The sequence below is a fragment of the Blastococcus sp. SYSU DS0973 genome, assembly GCF_054051055.1.
In genome coordinates this window covers 35,071-54,135 of the sequence record NZ_JBJHAN010000015.1, presented here as the reverse complement: position 1 = coordinate 54,135, position 19,065 = coordinate 35,071, and the positions used below count along the sequence as shown (strand labels likewise).

Below are 19,065 nucleotides of genomic sequence, written 5' to 3'. Positions count from 1 at the left end.
CCAACAGCCCCCACCAGACCCCGCGCCGGCCGCCCCCCCCCCCCCCCCCCCCCCCCGCCCCGCCCCCCCCCCCCCCCCCCCCCCCCCCCCCCCCCCCCCCCCCCCCCCCCCCAGGCCACCCCGTTCCGCCCCCGGAGAGCCGACCGGAACCGGGAAAGCCGCCGGCCGGCCGGAGAAGACTCCGGGGCGTGTCCCATCCGGTTGCCCGGCACCGGTCCGGGATCGTGGCGGTTCCGCTGGTCACGGCCCTCGCCGTCGTCCAGCTGCTCGCGCTCGGCGCGGCCCGCCCGGGCCGCGCCGTGGCCGGCGGTCCGCCTCCGGCCGGCATCGTGGCCGACGCGGTGCACGGCTACGGCGCGGTCGGCACGGTCGCGGTCGCGGTCGCCCGCCAGCAGACCCGCGCCACCGAGGGCAGCATCCGCGCCGCCGAGGCCCGGGCCGCGCGCCGGGCCGCGTACAACTCCGACAACGGCCCGGTGGCCGAGCGACCGTTCCCGACCGCCTCCATGGTCAAGCTGTTCATGGCCGAGGACATCCTCACCCGCGCGCGCGACGGTTCGATCGGGCTGACGGCCGCCGAGCGCGACCTGCTGCGCGAGATGATCCGCCGCTCGGACGATCCGGCAGCCTCCACCCTGTGGGTACGGTTCGGCGGCGGGCAGATGGTGCGCGACGTGGCCGCCCGCTACGACCTCCCCGGCACCGGTCCCCCGTCGGCGCGGATCCCCGGTCAGTGGGGGCAGGCGGTCACGACGGCGCAGGACGTCGCCCGGTTCCTCGCGCTGCTGCCCGTGGTCGCCCACCCCGACGACGCGGCGGCGGTGCTGAGCTGGATGCGCGAGGCGACGCCCCGGGCCGCCGACGGCTTCGACCAGCGGTTCGGATTGTTCGGCACGCTGCCCGGCGAGCCGGCCCTGAAGCAGGGGTGGATGTGCTGCGTCGACGGTCAGCGGCACCTCCACTCGGTCGCCGTGCTCGGCTCCCGGGTGATCGTGCTGCTCAGCGAGGTCCCGCGGACGGTCGGCTACGGCTCGGCACGCGTGGCCCTCGACGCGGCCGGGGCCGCGGTCGCCGCCCGCGTCGGCGTCCCCGGCGGCAGGTGAGCCGCCGGCCGGAAGTCACTCCCTCGGAGGGAGCTCCGCGACGCCCGTGGTCCCGACCCGGGCGAAGCCGATGCGTTCGTAGACCCGGGCCACCTCGTCGTCACCGGCGGCCAGGAACACCAGGTCGGCGGTCTCCCGGGCGTGCGCGGCGAGCGCGGACGCGATGCCGGCGCCCAGCCCGCGGCCGCGCAGCCGGGGCAGCGTCGCCACCCCGACGATCTCGCTGACCTCGGTGCCGTCGATGTTCACCGGCTGGTGTGAGCCGACCGCGACCGGCATCCCGCTCTCGATGGCCACCATCATCACGGTCCGCCCCTCGGCGATCCGCTCCCGGAGGACGGCGGTGCGCGCGGCCGCCTCCGGCGAGGTGTCGGCCGGGACGTCGTGCACGTCGGCCGGCCCACCGGGGTGGGCGAAGGCCAGGACGGCGAGCTGCTGGTAGTGCGGCAGCTCGGGGTCCTCCGCGCCGACCAGGAACAGCCGCACCCCCGCCGGCAGCACCACGTCGACCGGGTCGTCGGCCATCAGCAGTGGCAGCTCCTCGACCGTCATCCCCGCGGCCCGGGCCGCGCCGCCGATCCCGGGCGAGCGCTCGAGGATCCACTCCAGCGCCGCCGGCAGCCCGGCGGCCTGCTGCAGCGCGATCGCGCCGCGGACGTCGTCGGCGGTGACCGTGCCGGCGTCCTTCCGCGGTCGCGCCGGATAGGGCCAGGCGGCGTCGGCGATCGGGACGTCCAGGGCCCCGGCGCGCTCGATCCGCGCGTCCGGCAGGGGCGCGGCGGCGAAGTAGCGCTCGATGCACTCGAGCAGTCCCGGGCGGGAAGGCACGGGGGAACCCTAGACGGGCCACGTCCCGACGGGGTGCTTCCCGACCCGCGGACCCGGTCCCGGCACCCACCCGGCTGACCCGCGCGCACGTACCACCCGGGCCAGACGGCACGATGGGGCGCGTGACAGCTGGGACGCGTGGCTCCATCTCGCCCTACGCGGTGTTCGACCGCGACTCGTGGCGAGCGCTCGCGGCCGGCTCCAGCCTGCCGCTGGACGCGACCGAGCTCGACACCCTCGCGTCCCTGGGCGACCGCATCGACCTCGACGAGGTGGCCACCGTCTACCTCCCGCTGGCGCGCCTGCTCAGCCTGCACGTCACGGCCAGCCGCCGGCTGTGGGCGGCCCAGAGCGAGTTCCTGGGCGACGCCACCGCCAAGGTGCCGTTCGTCATCGCCGTCGCCGGCAGCGTCGCCGTGGGCAAGAGCACCACCGCCCGCCTGCTGCAGACGCTGCTGGCCGCCACGCCCGGCGCCCCCCGGGTCGACCTCGTCACCACCGACGGCTTCCTCCTCCCCAACGCGGTCCTGCAGGAGCGGGGCCTGCTCGGTCGGAAGGGGTTCCCGGAGAGCTACGACCGCCGGGCGCTGCTGCGCTTCCTCGCCGACGTGAAATCCGGCCGCGAGGAGGTGTTCGCGCCGGTGTACGACCACCAGTCCTACGACATCGTGCCCGGGCGGGTGCAGGCGGTCGACCGCCCCGACATCCTCGTGCTGGAGGGGCTCAACGTGCTGCAGGCCGGGCGCCGCACCGACGGGTCGGCGCCGGAGATCTTCCTGTCGGACTTCTTCGACTTCTCCGTCTACGTCGACGCCGCCGAGGCCGACATCCAGCGGTGGTACGTCGAGCGGTTCCTGGCGCTGCGGCGGACGGCGTTCCAGGACACCACCGCCTACTTCCACCGCTTCGCCGCCCTCACCGACGACCAGGCCCGGGAGACGGCACTGGGCATCTGGTCGGCGGTGAACGGGCCGAACCTGCGGGACAACATCGCCCCCACACGATCGCGCGCCCGGCTGGTGCTGCAGAAGTCCGCCGACCATTCGGTGCGCCGGGTGCTCCTCCGCAAGCTCTGAGCCCGGCGACACGCCGCGGGCACCCGGTCACCCACGCCGTCGTCCCGGCCGCCATGGCAGGAACTGACGACCCGGACGGGTGACCCGGTGACCCAGGTCACGTGACGGACCCGGTGCACGTGCCGACACTGTCCCTAGTCCGGTGATCGGACGAGTACGGCCAGCGCTGCCGGCTTCTCCCCGGCATGACGGATGTGAGTTCCCATGTGCACCCATCGCACCACCTGCCCGGAGGCCGCCAGCGAGGCCCGGGATCTCGCCGCGGTAGTGAGCAGCCATCCCGAGCAGGGGTGGCGACTGCTCTGCAACGGCGTCGTCCTGTTCGACGACGACGGCGAGCTCCTCCCCGACGGCCGGTCGTTCCCCGACCACCACGTGTGGCTGGCCCCCGAGCTCGTCAGCGCCTGAAGGAACTGGCGCGGCTCGCCGCGCGACGCCGCGGGCGGCCTGCTCCAGCCGGTCGTGGTCCGCGCGCCACCAGGCGGAGCCGCGCGGTCGGCCTCAGGCGGAAGCGCCCACCACGTCGGCGGCCGTGCCCATGTCGTCCGGTGCCCCGGCACCCCGGGTGGGCACCTGCCCGTCGTCGGTCGGTGCGTGCCCGTCGAAGTCGTGGTCGGCGAACGCCTCGGGCGGCGGGCACGAGCAGACCAGGTTGCGGTCGCCGAAGGCCTGGTCGATCCGTCGGACCGGGCTCAGGTAGCCGCGCCCCTGCAGGCCGCGCACCGGGTAGACCGCCGTCGTCCGGGGATAGGGGCGGTCCCACTCCCCCGCCAGCATCGCGAGCGTGTGCGGCGCGTTGCGCAGCGGGTTGTCGGTGCGGTCGTACTCCCCCGTGGCGACCTTGTCGATCTCGCCGCGGATGGTGACCATCGCCTCGACGAACCGGTCGAGCTCGGCCTTGTCCTCGCTCTCGGTGGGCTCCACCATCAGCGTGCCCGCCACCGGAAAACTCATCGTCGGCGCGTGGAAGCCGAAGTCGATCAGGCGCTTGGCGATGTCGTCGTTGGTGACGCCGGTGGCCTTGGTCAGCGGCCGGATGTCGAGGATGCACTCATGGGCCACGAGCCCGTCCTTGCCGGTGTAGAGCACCGGGTAGTGCTCCCGCAGCCGGGCGGCCAGGTAGTTGGCGGCCAGGATGGCGTGCTCCGTTGCCCGGGTGAGCCCCTCGGGGCCCATCAGCCGCATGTACGCCCAGGAGATGGGCAGGATGTCCGCCGATCCCCACGGCGCGGCCGACACCGGTCCGGGGCCGGTCTCCGGCCCCGCGGCCGGCACCACCGGGTGGTTGGGCAGGAACGGCACCAGGTGCTCGCGGACGGCGACCGGCCCGACACCGGGACCGCCACCACCGTGCGGGATGCAGAAGGTCTTGTGCAGGTTCAGGTGGCTGACGTCGGAGCCGAACCGCCCCGGCCGGGCCAGCCCGACCATGGCGTTGAGGTTGGCGCCGTCGACGTAGACCTGCCCGCCGGCGTCGTGCACGGCGGCGCAGATGTCCTGGATGTCGGTCTCGAAGACACCGTGGGTCGACGGGTAGGTGATCATGATCGCCGCCAGCCGCTCGGCGTGCTGGTCCACCTTGGCCCGCAGGTCGGCGAGGTCGACGTTGCCCGCCTCGTCGCAGGCGACCACGATCACCCGCATGCCGGCCATGACGGCGCTCGCCGCGTTGGTCCCGTGCGCCGAGCTCGGGATGAGGCAGACGTCGCGCTGCTCCTGGCCCCGGCTGCGGTGGTAGCCCCGGATGGCCAGCAGGCCGGCGAACTCACCCTGCGACCCGGCGTTGGGCTGCACGCTCACCGCGGCGTACCCGGTGATCTCGGCCAGCCCGTCGCACAGCTCCTCGATCAGCTGGGCGTAGCCCCGTGCCTGCTCCGCCGGCACGAACGGGTGCAGGTTCGCGAACTCCGGCCAGGTGATGGCGGCCATCTCGGTGGCGGAGTTGAGCTTCATGGTGCAGGAGCCCAGCGGGATCATCGTGCGGTCCAGCGCCAGGTCCTTGTCGCTGAGCATGCGCAGGTAGCGAAGCATCGCGGTCTCCGAGCGGTGCGCGGAGAAGACCGGGTGGGTGAGGAACGGCGTCCGGCGGCGGAGCTCCGGCGGCAGCGCGTCGGCGCCGTCGTCGGTGAGGGCGGCCTCGTCGACGGCCACGCCGAACGCCGCGGCGACGTCGCGCAGGATCGCCGGCGTCGTCGTCTCGTCGCAGGCGACGGCGACCGTGTCGGCGTCGACCTGGCGCAGGTTGATCCGGCGCTGCGCAGCCGCGGCAACCACGTCCGCCGCCCGGCCGGGCACGGCGACCGTGAGGGTGTCGAAGAACCGCTGGTGCACCACACGCAGGCCGCCGGCGGTCAGCCAGCCGGCCAGCGCGGTGGCGCTGCGGTGCACCCGCGCCGCGATCGCAGCCAGCCCCTCGGGACCGTGGTAGACGGCGTACGCGCCGGCCATCACGGCCAGCAGCACCTGCGCGGTGCAGATGTTGCTGGTCGCCTTCTCGCGACGGATGTGCTGCTCGCGGGTCTGCAGCGCCAGCCGGTAGGCGACGTCACCGTCGGCGTCCACCGAGACGCCCACCAGGCGGCCGGGCAGCTGCCGGGCCAGGCCTTCGCGGACGGAGAGGTACCCGGCGTGCGGACCGCCGTAGCCCATGGGGACGCCGAAGCGCTGGGTCGTTCCGCAGGCGACGTCGGCCCCCCACTCCCCCGGGGCCTCGAGCAGCGTGAGCGCGAGCAGGTCGGCGGCCACCACGACCGACGCGCCGGCCTCGTGGGCCGCCGCCACCAGAGCCCGGTGGTCCCGGACCGCTCCGCTCGCCCCCGGGTACGACAGCAGGACGCCGAAGGCGCCGGCCTCGGGCAGGTCGGTGGGCCAGCCCGCGGAGAGGTCGGTGACGTGCAGCCTGATGCCCAGCGGCTCGGCACGGGTCCGCAGCACCCCGAGGGTCTGCGGCAGCGTGTCGGCGTCGACGACGAACACGGCGGCGGCCTTGGCACGCCCGGCCCGGCGCACCAGCGTCATGGCCTCGGCGGCGGCGGTGGCCTCGTCGAGCATCGAGGCACCGGCGACCGGCAGGCCGGTGAGGTCGGCCACCGTCGTCTGGAAGTTGATCAGCGCCTCGAGCCGGCCCTGGCTGATCTCCGGCTGGTAGGGCGTGTACGCGGTGTACCAGGCCGGATTCTCCAGCACCGTCCGCTGGATCACCGGCGGGGTGAACGTGCCGTGGTAGCCCAGGCCGATCATCGAGGTGAAGACCTCGTTCGCGGCCGCCCGCTCGCGCAGCAGCGCCAGCACGGCGGCCTCGTCCTGGGCCGGAGGCAGGTCCAGGGCGGCGCGGTCGCGCACCCCCTCGGGAACGCACGCGTCGACCAGTGACTCCAGGGACGGGTGGCCCACGGCCGCGAGCATCGCGGCGGTGTCGCCGGGGCGTGGCCCGATGTGGCGGCCGGCGAAGGAGCCGGCGGTGTCCAGCGCGTTCAGGGAGGGCAGCGGCCCGGCGAGCGGCGGGAGGTTTTCGGAACCGTCGACCATTACCGGCACGCTACCAGCGCTGGGCCGGACGCCCGGCCCCGTGCGGGTGTGCGCTGATGCGCGGTTCCGAGCCCCGCAGCTGCGCGACAGCGCACACCGTCCGGGCGATCTAGGCGGTCCGCGCCCGGCGACGGCGGCGCATCGAGAGCTCATCGTCGGAGGGGACGACCTGGCCGCCGTCGAGCCGCTCGGCCGGCAGCTCGGCCAGCTCACCGGAGAGCTCGCGGAGGGCGCCGGAGACGGCGATCCCGAAGACGCCCTGGCCGCCGGCGAGCAGGTCGACGACCTCCTCGGCGGAGGTGCACTCGTAGACCGTCGCGCCGTCGGAGAAGAGCGTGACGTTGGCCAGCTCCTTCACCCCGCGCTGACGGAGGTGGTCGACGGCCTTGCGGATGTTCTGCAGGGAGACGCCGGTGTCGAGCAGCCGCTTGACGACCTTGAGCACGAGGATGTCGCGGAAGGAGTAGAGCCGCTGGGTTCCCGAGCCGGTCGCGCTGCGCACCGACGGGGACACCAGACCGGTCCGGGCCCAGTAGTCCAGCTGCCGGTAGGTGATGCCGGCGGCGGCGCAGGCGGTCGGCCCGCGGTAGCCCACGAGGTCGGTGTCCACTGCGTCGTACGACGGCGCCCCGACTGCGGCGTCGCTGAACAGCTGACCCTGCGAGCCGTTCTCCTCGTCGCTCACGTCCAGCGTCCTCCTCATCCCCGCCACGTACTGCGGCAGGTCGACGGCTCGGCACCCGCGACCTCAGGTGTCACACCGTTGTTGTTCGCCGACCGTAAGCCGGGCCAGGGGGCCGGTCAACTGAGCGGGGCGGCGTGTCGTCACACCTGCCCCATTTCGGGTGAAGATGCGGCAGCGGCCTGCCGATAGGGATCTGATGGTGGCTTTCGACCCCGTCGAGGGCGGCAGGTCCGCTGCTACGCGGGGCCGCCGCCGGAGCCCGAGCCGGCCCCGAAGTCCTCCGGCGAGATCTGGTCGAGGAACTCGCGGAACTTCTCCACCTCGTCCTCCTGCTCGTCGGGGATCTCGATGCCCACCTCGTCGAGCAGGTCGTCGGCACCGAAGATCGGCGCCCCGGTGCGGACGGCCAGCGCCACCGCGTCCGACGGCCGGGCGCTCACGGTCCGGTCGTCACCGAACACCAGCTCGGCGATGTAGATGCCGTCACGCATCTCGGTGATGTTCACCGCCTCCAGCTCGGCGCCCAGCGTGCGCACGACCTCGCGGAGCAGGTCGTGGGTCATGGGGCGGGCCGGGCGCACGCCCTGCTGCTCGAAGGCGATGGCGGCCGCCTCGACGGCGCCGATCCAGATCGGCAGGTAGCGCTCCCCCTGCGTCTCCTTCAGCAGCAGGATGGGCTGGTTGCCGGGCAGTTCGACGCGGACGCCGACGACTCGAAGCTCCTGCACGGTGCGGCTCCCTCGGCTGCGGCCCGGGTTCGGGCGGGACGGTGTGGTCAGGCGGCCGGTGTCTCGCCGGCCCGGGCGGTCGGGCCGGCGGCGACGGGTCCACGGTACGCCCGCTCAGGGGCGCAGGAGGTCCCGCAGGCGAGTCTCGAGCAGAGCCGTGTGCAGCTGTGCGGAGAGCGCGGTCAGCTCCTGCAGCTTCTCGGTGGCCCGCGTGCGGGCCTCGTCCGAGCGCGCCCTGAGGACCGGGGCGACGACCTGCTCGACGAGCCCGGCCTCGCGCTCCACGGCGCTGCGGTAGACGCGTAGGTGCCGCGGCTCGATGCCGTGCCGGGCCAGCCCCGCCGCCGCCCGCGCGATGGGCAGGTCCGCGGCGGCGTGCCGGCCGTCGGCATCGGTCGTGAGCAGACCGAACTGCACGCAGTCGGCCAGCTGCTGCGGCTCCAGCCCGGCGGCCCGGGCGAACTGCTCGGCGGTCAGCGGCGCCGCCGCCCCCTCCTCGGTGGAGGCGGGGGGCAGCGGCGCCGAGGCGTTGCCGGTGCCGGGCAGCGGCTCACCGCGGTCGAGGGCGTCCAGGTGGTCCTTGATCACGCGCAGCGGCAGGTAGTGGTCCCGCTGCGCGGTGAGCACGTACCGCAGCCGGCTGACGTCGGCCCGCGAGAACTTCCGGTACCCCGACGGCGTGCGCTGCGGGTGGACCAGGTCCTCGGACTCCAGGTAGCGGATCTTGCTGATCGTGACGTCGGGGAAGTCGTCGCGAAGCACAGCCAGCACCTCGCCGATGGTCAGGCGCGGCGCGTGCTGGTCGCCGGCGTCCCTGAGCGCACGCTCGCGCTCGGGCACGGCGGTCACGCCCCTCTCCCGCCGGAGCACCGTTCCGGTGCAACCGGCCGCGGTCCCCACATGCGGAAGATCGCCGGTCGGTGCACTAGCGAGCGGCCGGCTCGCCCGTGCGCGGGCCGGTGAGGTACACGAGCCGGAACTTGCCGATCTGCACCTCGTCGCCGCCGGCGAGGTTGGCGACGTCGACCGGCTCCCGGTTGACGTAGGTGCCGTTGAGGCTGCCGACGTCGTGCACCGAGAAGCCACCGCCCTCGCGGTGGAACTCGACGTGCCGACGGCTGACCGTGACGTCGTCGAGGAAGATGTCGCTGTCGGGGTGCCGGCCGGCCGTCGTGACGTCCTGGTCGAGCAGGAAGCGGCTCCCGGCGTTGGGGCCGCGCTTGACCACCAGCAGCGCCGAACCCGCCGGCAGCGACTCCACCGCCCCGGCGTGCGCGTCGGCGGCCTCGGTGACCTCGGGCTGCTCGCCGGAGTCCTCACCGCCGACCTTCGGGATCACGCTGGTGGCCTCGCCGATGCGCTCGGGGGCGAGCGCCGCACCGCACTGCGCGCAGAAGCGACTGCCCTCGGGGTTCTCGTGGCCACATCGAGTGCAGTGCACGTTGCGTCTCCTCCGGTGCGAGGGGCCCGCCGCGGCCCTCGAACGGGCCGCGGGCGGCCGGCGGACGGCGGGCCGGGTGGCCCGCCGCGGGTCGGCCGCCGCGGAAGGGCGGCGGACCGTGGGTCATGGAACCAGCCGGTCGGCCCGAGGGTCAACCGGACGTGCGGGTCCGGGACGGGCGGGTTCCCGACGGGTACCCGCTGTTCCCGGCCCAGCGCGATCATAGTGATCGATGCCGGGAGTCAGCCTCCCGGCGGCCCCGCTACGAGCCCTCGACCAGGGCCTGGTAGGCGTCGGCGTCGAGCAGCTGCCCGACCGGGTCGCCGCCCTCCCCCGGCACGGCGATGTCGACCAGCCAGCCGTCCCCGTAGGGGTCGGCGTTGATGGTCTCGGGGGCGTCGGCGAGGCGCTCGTTCACCGCCGCCACGACACCGGTCACGGGCGCGTAGACATCGGAGACGGACTTGGTCGACTCGACCTCGCCGATGGCGGTTCCGGGCGCCACCTCGGCGCCCACCTCGGGCAACTGCACGAAGACGATGTCCCCCAGCGCGTCCTGCGCGTGGTCGGTGATGCCGACCCGGACGACGGTCGACGTGCCGTCGGTGCCCTGCACCAGCGCCCACTCGTGCTGGTCGGTGTAGCGGCGGTCGTCGGGCGTGCTCATGCGGCGGTCGTCTCCAGAACCGGCGGGGCCGGTGGTCGGTGCGGTGGACGGCGGGTTCAGCCGCCGGGATCGGGCGAAGCGTATTGAGGACGGTCCAGGGGCCGCAACGCGTCCACGACGAGGTCGGGGAACTGGGTGATCCGGACGGTGCCGCCGCGGCGCTCGATCCGCTGCACGACCCCGCCGGGGATGTTCATCGCCGTCTCCATGCCCTGCGGGTCGCCGAGGACGACGAACTCGTACGGTGAGCTCAGCGGCGCGCCGTCGACCCGCAGGTCGCCGGGCGTGCCGGTGACCGCGGTCGACAGGCCGATGCGGACGTCGTCGATCTGCATGGTCTCCGCTCCCGCCCCCCGCAGCTCCTGCACCACGTCGATGAGGTCGGACACCCGGACCTCGCCCGAGGGGTCGCTGATCGCCAGCGTCAACCCAGGCCCCTGGGCGGGCAACGTGCCGTTCAGGATGCCCAGCGCCTGGGCGCGCCCGCGGGCTTCCTCCAGCGCCGTTCCGGTCCGGCTCCCGGAGCCGCTGAGCTCGCGCAGCGCCGCCCGCTGCTCGGCGAGCTGGGCCCGGAGCCGCTCCTCCCGGCTGCCCAGCTCGTCGAGGATCCGGACCAGGTCCTCCTCCCGCGCGCCGGCCAGCATCTGAGCCTCGTCGGCGTTGCGCACCTGCACGGCGAGGGCGAATCCGAGCAGCAGGGTGAGCGCGCCGATCAGGGCGGCGGCCAGCGGGTCCCGGCGCCGCCGCACGGCGGGGGGCGGCGCGGCCGCAGCGCCGGCGTCCTCGGGCGGCCCGTCGGGCGGGCGAGGGTCGCTCATGCCCGGAACACGTGCCGCCGGATGGCCGCGGCGTTGCCGAAGATGCGGATGCCGAGGACGACGACGACCGCCGTCGACAGCTGCGCGCCCACGCCCAGCTGGTCGCCGAGGAAGACGATCAGCGCGGCCACGACCACGTTGGACACGAAGGAGATGACGAAGACCTTCGCGTCGAAGATGCCGTCCAGACGGGCACGGAACCCGCCGAACACCGCGTCGAGGGCCGCGACGACGGCGATGGGCAGGTACGGCTGCAGCCACAGCGGGACGGTGGGGTCGAAGAGGAGGCCGAGGAGGACGCCTGCCGCGAGACCGAGGATCGGGATCACGGCGTCAGCCTCCGGGGGTGGGATCGGTGCCGGCGGCGCGGTGGGGGCCCACCGGCTCGGCGTAGCGGAGCTCGGGCGGGCTGGCGGCGGGCAGGGACAGCTCCTCCTCCTTGGCGAACTCGAAACGCAGGCCCGCGTTGGCGGAGAACCTGGCGAGGGACACCACCTCCGGGTTGGCGAGGAAGGCGTTGGCCAGTGCGTCGGGATCGCCGATCGCCGTGACCTGGTACGGGTTGGTGACCGGGCGGAAGTCCACGAGCACCGCCTCACCGGCGAACCGGACGGCGCTGGTCGGGCCCAGCCGCTGGCCGTTGATGCCGATCGCCTCGGCACCGGCCGCCCACAGGGCGTTCACCACCAGCTGCAGGTCCCCGTCGGCCACCCGCACCTCCCGCCCCTCCCCCGCCGTCCCGCCGAGCGGGTCGTCGTCGGCGGCGGCCTCGGCGTTGGCCAGCGTCACCAGCAGCCCCGGCCCGGTGACGGCCACCGCGGCGGTGCCCTGCTCGGCGCGCGCCAGGGCGTCCAGCGCCCGCTGGCCCACCGCGGTGGCGGCGAGCAGCTCGTCGCTGGTCCGGCTGACCTCGGCCCGGAGCTCCTCCAGCTGCGCGGCCAGGTCATCGCTGCTCGCGGACTCGTCCTGGATGTCGCGGACGAGCGCCTCGCGGATCTCCTGGCGGCCCTGCGCCTTGGCGGCGGCCTGGTCGTAGGTCACCGTCGCCAGCAGGCCGGCCGCGGCCATGGTGAGCGCGACGAGCACCCGGCCCCGGCCGCGGCGGGGCGGCTCGCCCCGCTCCTCGCGGGCGGCGGCGGCCTGCGCGTACGCGGGGTCGAGGGTCTCGGCGAGGACGTCGTCCAGCAGGGAGGCGCCCAACGAGCGCACTCCCGCGGCCGGCCGCCCACCGGTCACCGCGGGCTCCGGGAGCGCGCCGACCGCTCGGCGGCGACCAGTCCGGCGGCCTGGACCACGTAGAAGACGCCGGCGAGCAGGTACAGCGCCGTGCCCCAGATGGTGAGCGCCCAGGCGAACGGCGCGGCGACGGTGGCCAGCGCGCCGTCCCCGCTCGCCATCAGCAGCCCCGGGAAGGCGTAGAGCAGCAGGAGGGTGGCGGCCTTGCCCAGGTAGTGCACCTGCAGCGGGGGGTAGCCGTGCGCCCGGAGGACCAGCAACGTCACGCCGAGGACCAGCTCCCGGGCGACCAGCAGCGCCACCAGCCACACCGGCACGACCCCCCGCAACGCGAGCGCGACGAGGGCGGCGACGATGTAGAGCCGGTCGGCGGCCGGGTCCAGCAGCGCGCCCAGCCTGCTGCCCTGGTCCAGCCACCGGGCGAGCTTTCCGTCGAGCCAGTCGGTGAACCCGGAGACCATGAGGACCACGAGGGCCCAGCCGTCCTCCTCGGGCCCCAGCAGCAGCCACAGGAACAGCGGCACACCGAGCAGGCGCAGCACCGACAGGGCGTTGGGCAGGGTCCAGACGCGGTCCGGCAGGCCCTCCCGGTCACCCACGGCCGGCGTCGCGGCGCCGGCCCGGGGTACGGGTGCGGCAGCCGACGACCCGTTCGACGACGTCACGTTCCCTCCAGCCCCTGCACCCGACCGTGGCCGAGGCTAGTGGCCCGTTGCCGGGCCCTCGTCGGCGGCGCACCGCCGCGGCCCGCGGCGGTGGTCCCCGGCTCCCCGGACGGGCCTCACCTCAGGCGGGAACCGCCATCGCCGCCGGGGCGGGCTCGTGGCCGAGGGGCCGCCGGTCGTAGCTGCCGGTGCCGTGCGTGACCGAGCGCAGCACCCCCGGATAGCCGAGCAGCTCGACCTCGGGGACCTCCGCCCGCACCGTGGTGCGGTCCCGCTCGGGATCCGCCTCGCTGCCGGTGACCCGGGCCCGCCGGGACGACAGGTCGCTCATCACCGCCCCCACGTACTCACCGGGCACCCGGACCTCGATCTCGCACCACGGCTCGAGCACGCGGGTGCCCACCGCGGCCACCAGCTCGCGCAGCGCCAGCGCCCCGGCGGCCTGGAAGGCGGCATCGGAGGAGTCGACCGAGTGGGCCTTGCCGTCGACGAGGGTCACGCGGAGGTCGACGAGCGGCCGGTCACCGTTGACCCCGCGCTGCGCCTGTGCGCGGATGCCCTTCTCCACGCTGCCGTGGAACTGGCTGGGCACGGTGCCGCCGACGATGCGCTGCTCGAAGACGATGCCCGACCCGGGGGGCCCCGGTTCCCCCTCGATGACGACGACGGCGTACTGCCCGTGCCCGCCGGACTGCTTGACGTGCCGGCCGGTGACCCGGCCGGGGCCGCAGAGCGTCTCCACCAGCGGCACCCGGACCGGCACGGTCGCGACGGCGACCCCGTGGCGGGTCCGCAACCGGTCCAGCAGCACCTCGGCGTGGGCGTCCCCGACGCACCACAGGAGCAGCTGGCCGGTGTCGGAGCGCCGCTCGAGCCGCACCGTGGGGTCCTCGGCGACCAGCCGGGCCAGCGCGGTCGCCATGCGGTCCTCGTCGCTCCGGGAGGCCGCCTCGACCGCGACGGGCAGCTGCGGCACGGGAAGGTCCCACGGCGGCACGAGGCGGGGGTCCTCCGGTGAGCTGAGGGTGTCGCCGGTCTCCGCGGTCGACAGCCTGCTGACCGCGCAGACGTCACCTGCCGGGCACGCGGCGACCGGCCGCAGGATGGCACCCAGCGGCGCGGAGAGCACGCCGATCCGCTCGTCCGCGTCGTGGTCGGGGTGCCCGCGGTCGGCCATGCCGTGCCCGGACACGTGCACCGCGATGTCCGGCCGCAGCGTGCCGGAGAAGACCCGCACCAGGGAGACGCGGCCCACGTAGGGATCGGTTGTCGTCTTCACCACCTCGGCGACCAGCGGGCCGTCGGGGTCGCAGGCGAGCACGGGCGCGGGGGAGCCGTCGGGCCGGGTGACCGGCGGGCAGCCGTGCTCCAGGGGGCACGGGAAGGCGGAGACCAGCAGGTCGAGCAGCTCGCCGATGCCGACGCCGGTCAGGGGTGAGACGCACAGCACCGGGTGGAAGTGCCCCCGGGCGACGGCGGTCTCCAGGTCGGCGACGAGGTCGGCGACGGCCAGCTCGTCGCCGGCCAGGTAGCGCTCCATGAGCGTCTCGTCCTCGCTCTCGCCGATGATGCCCTCGATCAGCTCGGCCCGGAGCCGATCGGCGTCGTCGCTGACCGCCCGGGTGGCGTCGACGTCGGGCTCCAGCAGCGAGACCAGCCCGCGGGCCGCACCGTCGGGCCCGCGGTCGACCAGATGCATCGGGTAGACCCCCTCCCCCAGCATCAGCTGGCAGAGGCGCACCGCCTCGTCCACGTCCGCCCGCGGCCGGTCGACCTGGGTGAGCACGACCGCGCGCGGCATCCCGACTGCGGCGCACTCCTCCCACAGCTGCACCGTGGCGGCGTCGACCCCGCTCACCGCGGAGACGACGAAGAGCGCCGAGTCGGCGGCGCGCAGCCCGGCCCGCAGCTCTCCCACGAAGTCCGGCGAGCCGGGGGTGTCCAGCAGGGTGAGCCGGTGGCCGGCGTGCTCGACGGCGGCCACGCCCAGCGAGACCGACCGCTGCTGGCGGATCTCGATCTCCTCGGTGTCGAGGCAGGTGGTGCCGTCCTCCACCCGGCCGGCCCGGGTCACCGCGCCGGTCGCGGCGAGGAGGGCCTCGGCGAGCGTCGTCTTCCCGGCCCCGGCGCGGCCGACCAGCGCCACGTTGCGCACCTTCGCGGCCGGCCGCGGAGCCGGGGCCGGCGGGACGTCCTTGACCATCGGTCCTCCTCAGCCGCGCCTGGCGAGGGCCGGAAACGGATGCGCTGCGTGGGCTGCCACGGCGACTCCCTGCTCGCTGCTGTGTCCTGCGCCACAGCCTGCCGGGGAGTGCGAGCGGGGACAAGACCCCGGTGAGCCGGTTCAACCCTGTCGCACGGCTGCCCGCTCCTGGAGATGGCGGGCGCCCCGCCGGTGCAGCAGCCAGCCGCCCGCGATCAGCAGCACGCCGACCCCCAGGAACCCCAGGTCCCAGCTGAGCGGCCCGCCCAGGTCGTCGCGCACGTGGTGGATGCCCAGGATCTGGTGGTCGACGAGCCCCTCCACCAGGTTGAACAACCCCCAGCCGACGAGCACGAGCCCGAAGTGGAAGCTCCAGCTGGGCGCCAGGCGGTCCTGCCGCCACGCGACCAGCGCGGTGACGGTCCCGGCGAAGGCCAGCACCCAGGCGCCGGCGTGGAAGAAGCCGTCGGCGAGCGTGTTGACCTCCAGCCCGGCCAGCGTCGTCGGCTCCTGGCCCTCCACCGCGCTCACCATGTGGTGCCACTGCAGCATCTGGTGCAGGACGATCCCGTCGACGAACCCGCCGAAGCCCAGGCCGTAGAGCAGGCCGGTCACCCGGGTGGGCATCCGCCGGGGTCTCTGGACGGTGGTGTCGCGCGCGCTCGCCATGGCCGCTGGCCTACCCCGTCGCTCCGGCCGCACGCGCAGGACGCATGCTGGGCGGCATGACCACCGACCACGCGGCCGGCCGCGACCAGGAGACCGGTCGGGCGCACGCCGTCCTCCGCAGCACGGCCGACCTGCCCGCACCGTGGGCAGCGGTGTGCGGCGCCTCCGTCGACGTGGTCCAGGGCCGCTGGGACGGTCCCCGGGGCCTGGGCTCGGCCGATCTCTGCCCCGACTGCCGACGGATCACCGGCACCTGAGGGTCCGCGTCGTCCGGTTGCTGCTCTTCTTCTGCTTTCCTGTTTGGTGTTCCCTTGTTGGGGATAACGGTCGACACCGGACGTCGCCGCGAGGTCGTGGTCGGCCGCCGTCCGGGGCGCGTCTCGGCGGACCAGCTGACGGTGTTCGACTCGGTGCGCTTCGCCGTGGCGGACCTCGCGGCGTTGTGCCACGCCGTGGGTCGACGACCTCGACCTCGTGGCGGAGGCCGAGGACCCCGAGGACCTCTTCGGCATGGTCACCGCACCCTCGTCGGCCGGCGTCCGGGGCCGGACGTCGGCCGACGATCCCCTCCGCCGGAGAGCGCCCGTCCGTCCGACGGAGAAGACTCCGGGCCGTGGCGGGCGGCGTGCTGGGCGACGGACCGGTGGGCGTGCGGGAGGACGGCGGGGTGCTCTCCGCCCGCCCGCCGTCGGGGCTGACCCAGGCCGAGGCCGAGGCCCGGCAGCGCCGCGGCGAGGGCAACACGTCCGGGTTCCGGTCCGGCCGCGGCTACACCCGGATTCTGCGCACCAACGTCTTCTCGTTCTACAACTCGATCCTGTTCACGATCGGTGCGGCGCTGCTGGCGCTCGGCCGCTGGAACGACGCCTTCGTCAGCGTCGGCCTCGGCCTGGTCAACGCCGCGATCAGCGCCGTCCAGGAGATCGGGGCCAAGCGCAAGCTCGACCGGCTGCAGCTGCTGGCCCGCGACCCGGTCACCGTGGTCCGCGACGGCCGCGACGTGCAGCTGGCGTCCGAGGCCGTCGTCCGGGGCGACGTGCTGCGGCTGCGTCCCGGCAGCCAGGTGGTGGTGGACGGGCCGGTCCTGGAAGGGCCCGTCGAGGTGGACGAGTCGCTGCTCACCGGCGAGTCCGAGCCGCTGCTGAAGAATCCGGGCGACGACCTGCTGTCGGGCAGCTTCTGCGTCGGCGGCGGAGGCACCCAGCTCGCCCGCGACGTCGGTGCGGCCAGCTACGCCAACCGGCTCACCACCGAGGCTCGCCGCGCGACCACCGAGGCCACCCCCCTGCAGCGCCGGATCGGGTTCGTCATCCGGCTGGTGATGCTCCTCGTCGCGCTGATGAGCGCCACCATCCTGCTCCAGGCGGCGCTGGAGGGGTTCTCGCTCGTCCGCACCGTGCAGACCACCGCGGTGCTGTCGGGGCTGGTGCCCTACGGCCTGTTCTTCCTCGTCGCGGCCGCCTACGCCGCCGGGGCCGCGCGGACGGCGGGACGGGGCGCGCTGGTCCAGCGGGTCAACGCGGTCGAGTCGACGAGCAACGTGGACGTCGTCTGCACCGACAAGACCGGCACGCTCACCACCGGGCGGCTGACCGTGGCGTCGGTGGACCCGGTCGGGCCCCTGCCCGCGGCGGAAGCCGAGGAGCTGGTCGGGTCGCTGGCCCGCAGCGCCGGCAGCGCCAACCTCACGACCGCGGCGCTGGCCGCCGCGCTGCCCGGGAAGGCGTGGCGGGTGCACGAGGAGATCCCCTTCTCCTCCGCGCTGCGGTGGAGCGCGCTGCGCACCGACGACGGCGTGCTGGTCCTCGGTGCCCCCGAGGCGCTGGCCCCGCAGCTGTCCGGACCGCCGCTCACCGAGGCCGTCGCCGACCTGGCGTCGCAGGGGCTGCGGGTGCTCGTCGTCGCCCGCGCGATCGACCCTGAGGCACCGCTGCGCGACGACGCCGGCCGGCCGCGGCTGCCCGGGCTCGAGCCGCTCGCGGTGGTGTCGCTGGTCGACGAGCTGCGCCCCGACGTCCGTGCGACGCTGGCCCGGTTCGCCGAGGACGGCATCGCGGTGAAGGTGGTGTCCGGCGACGATCCGCGCACCGTCGCCGCCCTCGCCCGGTCGGCGGGCCTCGACGCGGGTGAGCCGGTGAGCGGCACGACGCTCGAGGGCCTGCCGGAACCGGAGCTCGACCGGCTGGTCGCCCGGACGACGGTGTTCGGCCGGATCGCGCCGGAGCAGAAGGAGTCGCTGGTCGACTCGCTCCGCCGCCAGGGCCGCTACGTCGCCATGGTCGGGGACGGCGTGAACGACGCACGGGCCCTCAAGCGGGCGCAGGTCGGCGTGGCGATGCGCAGCGGCAGCGCGGTCACCAGGGACGTCGCCGACATCGTGCTGACCGACGACGCCCTGGGCGCCCTGGCGCCGGCGCGGCACGAGGGCCGCCGGATCATCGCCGGGATCGGCACCTCGATGCAGGTCTTCCTGGCGCGGGTCGCCACGCAAGGGCTGGTCATCGTCGCGGTGACGATGCTGGGTCTCGGCTTCCCCTACTCCCCCGCGCAGGTCGGGCTGACGCTGCTGACCGTCGGCCTGCCCACCCTCTTCCTGACCGCCTGGGCCCGCCCGACCCCGCCGGACCCGCACCTGCTGGCCACCCTCGGGCGCTTCGTCGTCCCGGCCGCGGTGGTCACGGCGGCCGGCGGTGTCGCGCTCTACGCCTGGCACTACACGTTCCTGCTCGAGGGGTCCGGCCGGACCGACGTCCCCGACGGCTTCGTCGCCGACTTCGAGGGCTACACCGGGGTGTCGGCCCACGACGCGGGCTTCGCCGAGGCGGTCGCCACCATCGGCGCGCAGACCGCGCTGTCGACGTTCGTCTCCTACGCGGCCTTCCTGCTGATCCTCTTCCTGAAGCCGCCGAACCGGCTGTTCGCGTCGTGGACCCGCCCGGACGGCGATCGGCGCCCCGCGGTTCTGGTCGTCGTGCTCGTGGTGGCCTTCAGTGGCCTGCTCTTCGTCCCGTGGTTCACCGGCTACTTCGGGCTCACCGCCGCCGCGAGGCCGGTGTTCGAGACGGTGCTGCCGGCCCTGGTGCTGTGGTTTCTCGTGCTGACCGCGGTCTACCGGTTCCGGCTGCTGGACCGGGTGCTCGGCCTGGACGACCTTCCGCGGACCACCCGCCGCTGACCCGGGCACCGGCGCGGGGCCCGCGACGGCCGGGGCACCGCCGCGGGCCAGCGCCCCGGCGGTCGTGGCGACGATCAGCTTCGTGCGCACGTGCGCTCCCCGATCCGCAGGTCGGCTCATGCGACCGGTGCCCCGTCAGGTCCGCGGCGCTGTACAACGCCGCGTTCGGCTCCGAGCCGTCGGCGGGGACCCGGTCCCCGGCGTCGAGGGTCGCGCTGGCGTCCCTGACTCGCCGTCGCCGAG

At 74.8% G+C, this 19,065-nt stretch carries 18 protein-coding genes; 5 read left to right on the top strand and 13 right to left on the bottom strand.

Annotated features, from left to right (window positions below; all coding sequences use genetic code 11):
* Positions 1-188 precede the first annotated feature (188 nt).
* Positions 189-1,103, top strand: coding sequence for a serine hydrolase (locus tag ACI791_RS17495; RefSeq protein ID WP_456587196.1), 915 nt, complete (start codon positions 189-191; stop codon positions 1,101-1,103).
* Positions 1,104-1,118: 15 nt separating this feature from the next.
* Here the strand turns inward: ACI791_RS17495 and ACI791_RS17490 are convergent, their stop codons facing one another.
* Positions 1,119-1,931, bottom strand: a complete 813-nt coding sequence (locus ACI791_RS17490; RefSeq protein ID WP_456587195.1) for a GNAT family N-acetyltransferase — start codon at positions 1,929-1,931, stop codon at positions 1,119-1,121.
* Between the two features lie 113 nt (positions 1,932-2,044).
* Between ACI791_RS17490 and coaA the strand changes: the two genes are divergently transcribed.
* Both coaA and ACI791_RS17480 read left to right on the top strand, forming a co-directional pair.
* Positions 2,045-3,007, top strand: coding sequence for a type I pantothenate kinase (coaA, locus tag ACI791_RS17485; RefSeq protein WP_456587194.1), 963 nt, complete (start codon positions 2,045-2,047; stop codon positions 3,005-3,007).
* Between the two features lie 204 nt (positions 3,008-3,211).
* Positions 3,212-3,415 (top strand): DUF5999 family protein, encoded by a 204-nt coding sequence (locus ACI791_RS17480; RefSeq protein WP_347060628.1) that lies wholly within the window; start codon positions 3,212-3,214, stop codon positions 3,413-3,415.
* Between the two features lie 93 nt (positions 3,416-3,508).
* Here the strand turns inward: ACI791_RS17480 and gcvP are convergent, their stop codons facing one another.
* The 12 genes from gcvP to ACI791_RS17420 all read right to left on the bottom strand — a co-directional run bounded on the left by gcvP (position 3,509) and on the right by ACI791_RS17420 (position 15,647).
* Positions 3,509-6,535, bottom strand: coding sequence for an aminomethyl-transferring glycine dehydrogenase (gene gcvP / locus ACI791_RS17475; RefSeq protein WP_456587193.1), 3,027 nt, complete (start codon positions 6,533-6,535; stop codon positions 3,509-3,511).
* 109 nt (positions 6,536-6,644) lie between these two features.
* Positions 6,645-7,220, bottom strand: a complete 576-nt coding sequence (locus ACI791_RS17470) for a MerR family transcriptional regulator (RefSeq protein WP_347060626.1) — start codon at positions 7,218-7,220, stop codon at positions 6,645-6,647.
* 236 nt (positions 7,221-7,456) lie between these two features.
* Complete coding sequence (locus tag ACI791_RS17465; protein WP_456587192.1) at positions 7,457-7,948, bottom strand: bifunctional nuclease family protein; 492 nt, start codon at positions 7,946-7,948, stop codon at positions 7,457-7,459.
* Between the two features lie 114 nt (positions 7,949-8,062).
* A complete protein-coding gene (gene ftsR, locus ACI791_RS17460; RefSeq protein WP_456587191.1) occupies positions 8,063-8,797 on the bottom strand; it encodes a transcriptional regulator FtsR in 735 nt (244 codons plus the stop codon).
* Between the two features lie 76 nt (positions 8,798-8,873).
* The gene (odhI, locus tag ACI791_RS17455; RefSeq protein ID WP_347060622.1) at positions 8,874-9,389 is read right to left on the bottom strand and encodes an oxoglutarate dehydrogenase inhibitor Odhl; all 516 of its coding nucleotides are present in this window, start codon (positions 9,387-9,389) and stop codon (positions 8,874-8,876) included.
* Between the two features lie 262 nt (positions 9,390-9,651).
* Positions 9,652-10,056 (bottom strand): glycine cleavage system protein GcvH, encoded by a 405-nt coding sequence (gene gcvH, locus ACI791_RS17450; protein WP_456587190.1) that lies wholly within the window; start codon positions 10,054-10,056, stop codon positions 9,652-9,654.
* Positions 10,057-10,112: 56 nt separating this feature from the next.
* On the bottom strand, positions 10,113-10,874 hold the full coding sequence (locus ACI791_RS17445) for a DUF881 domain-containing protein (RefSeq protein ID WP_456587189.1): 762 nt from the start codon (positions 10,872-10,874) through the stop codon (positions 10,113-10,115).
* Positions 10,871-11,203: a small basic family protein gene (locus ACI791_RS17440; RefSeq protein ID WP_041775731.1), complete on the bottom strand. Its 333-nt coding sequence runs from the start codon at positions 11,201-11,203 to the stop codon at positions 10,871-10,873. Before ACI791_RS17440 ends, ACI791_RS17445 begins: the two co-directional genes overlap by 4 nt.
* A 4-nt stretch (positions 11,204-11,207) precedes the next feature.
* Positions 11,208-12,083 (bottom strand): DUF881 domain-containing protein, encoded by an 876-nt coding sequence (locus ACI791_RS17435; protein ID WP_456587198.1) that lies wholly within the window; start codon positions 12,081-12,083, stop codon positions 11,208-11,210.
* A 23-nt stretch (positions 12,084-12,106) separates the two neighbouring features.
* Entirely contained in the window at positions 12,107-12,775 is a 669-nt protein-coding gene (locus ACI791_RS17430) for a CDP-alcohol phosphatidyltransferase family protein (protein WP_456587188.1), read from the bottom strand.
* Positions 12,776-12,896: 121 nt separating this feature from the next.
* Positions 12,897-14,978, bottom strand: a complete 2,082-nt coding sequence (locus tag ACI791_RS17425; protein ID WP_456587187.1) for an elongation factor G-like protein EF-G2 — start codon at positions 14,976-14,978, stop codon at positions 12,897-12,899.
* Between the two features lie 141 nt (positions 14,979-15,119).
* On the bottom strand, positions 15,120-15,647 hold the full coding sequence (locus ACI791_RS17420) for a DUF2243 domain-containing protein (RefSeq protein ID WP_456587186.1): 528 nt from the start codon (positions 15,645-15,647) through the stop codon (positions 15,120-15,122).
* A 56-nt stretch (positions 15,648-15,703) separates the two neighbouring features.
* On the opposite strand from ACI791_RS17420, the gene ACI791_RS17415 reads away from it, so the two are divergent.
* Together ACI791_RS17415 and ACI791_RS17410 are read left to right on the top strand one after the other, a co-directional pair.
* Positions 15,704-15,904: a hypothetical protein gene (locus tag ACI791_RS17415; RefSeq protein WP_456587185.1), complete on the top strand. Its 201-nt coding sequence runs from the start codon at positions 15,704-15,706 to the stop codon at positions 15,902-15,904.
* A gap of 356 nt (positions 15,905-16,260) precedes the next feature.
* Positions 16,261-18,822, top strand: a complete 2,562-nt coding sequence (locus tag ACI791_RS17410; protein ID WP_456587184.1) for an HAD-IC family P-type ATPase — start codon at positions 16,261-16,263, stop codon at positions 18,820-18,822.
* Positions 18,823-19,065 lie beyond the last annotated feature (243 nt).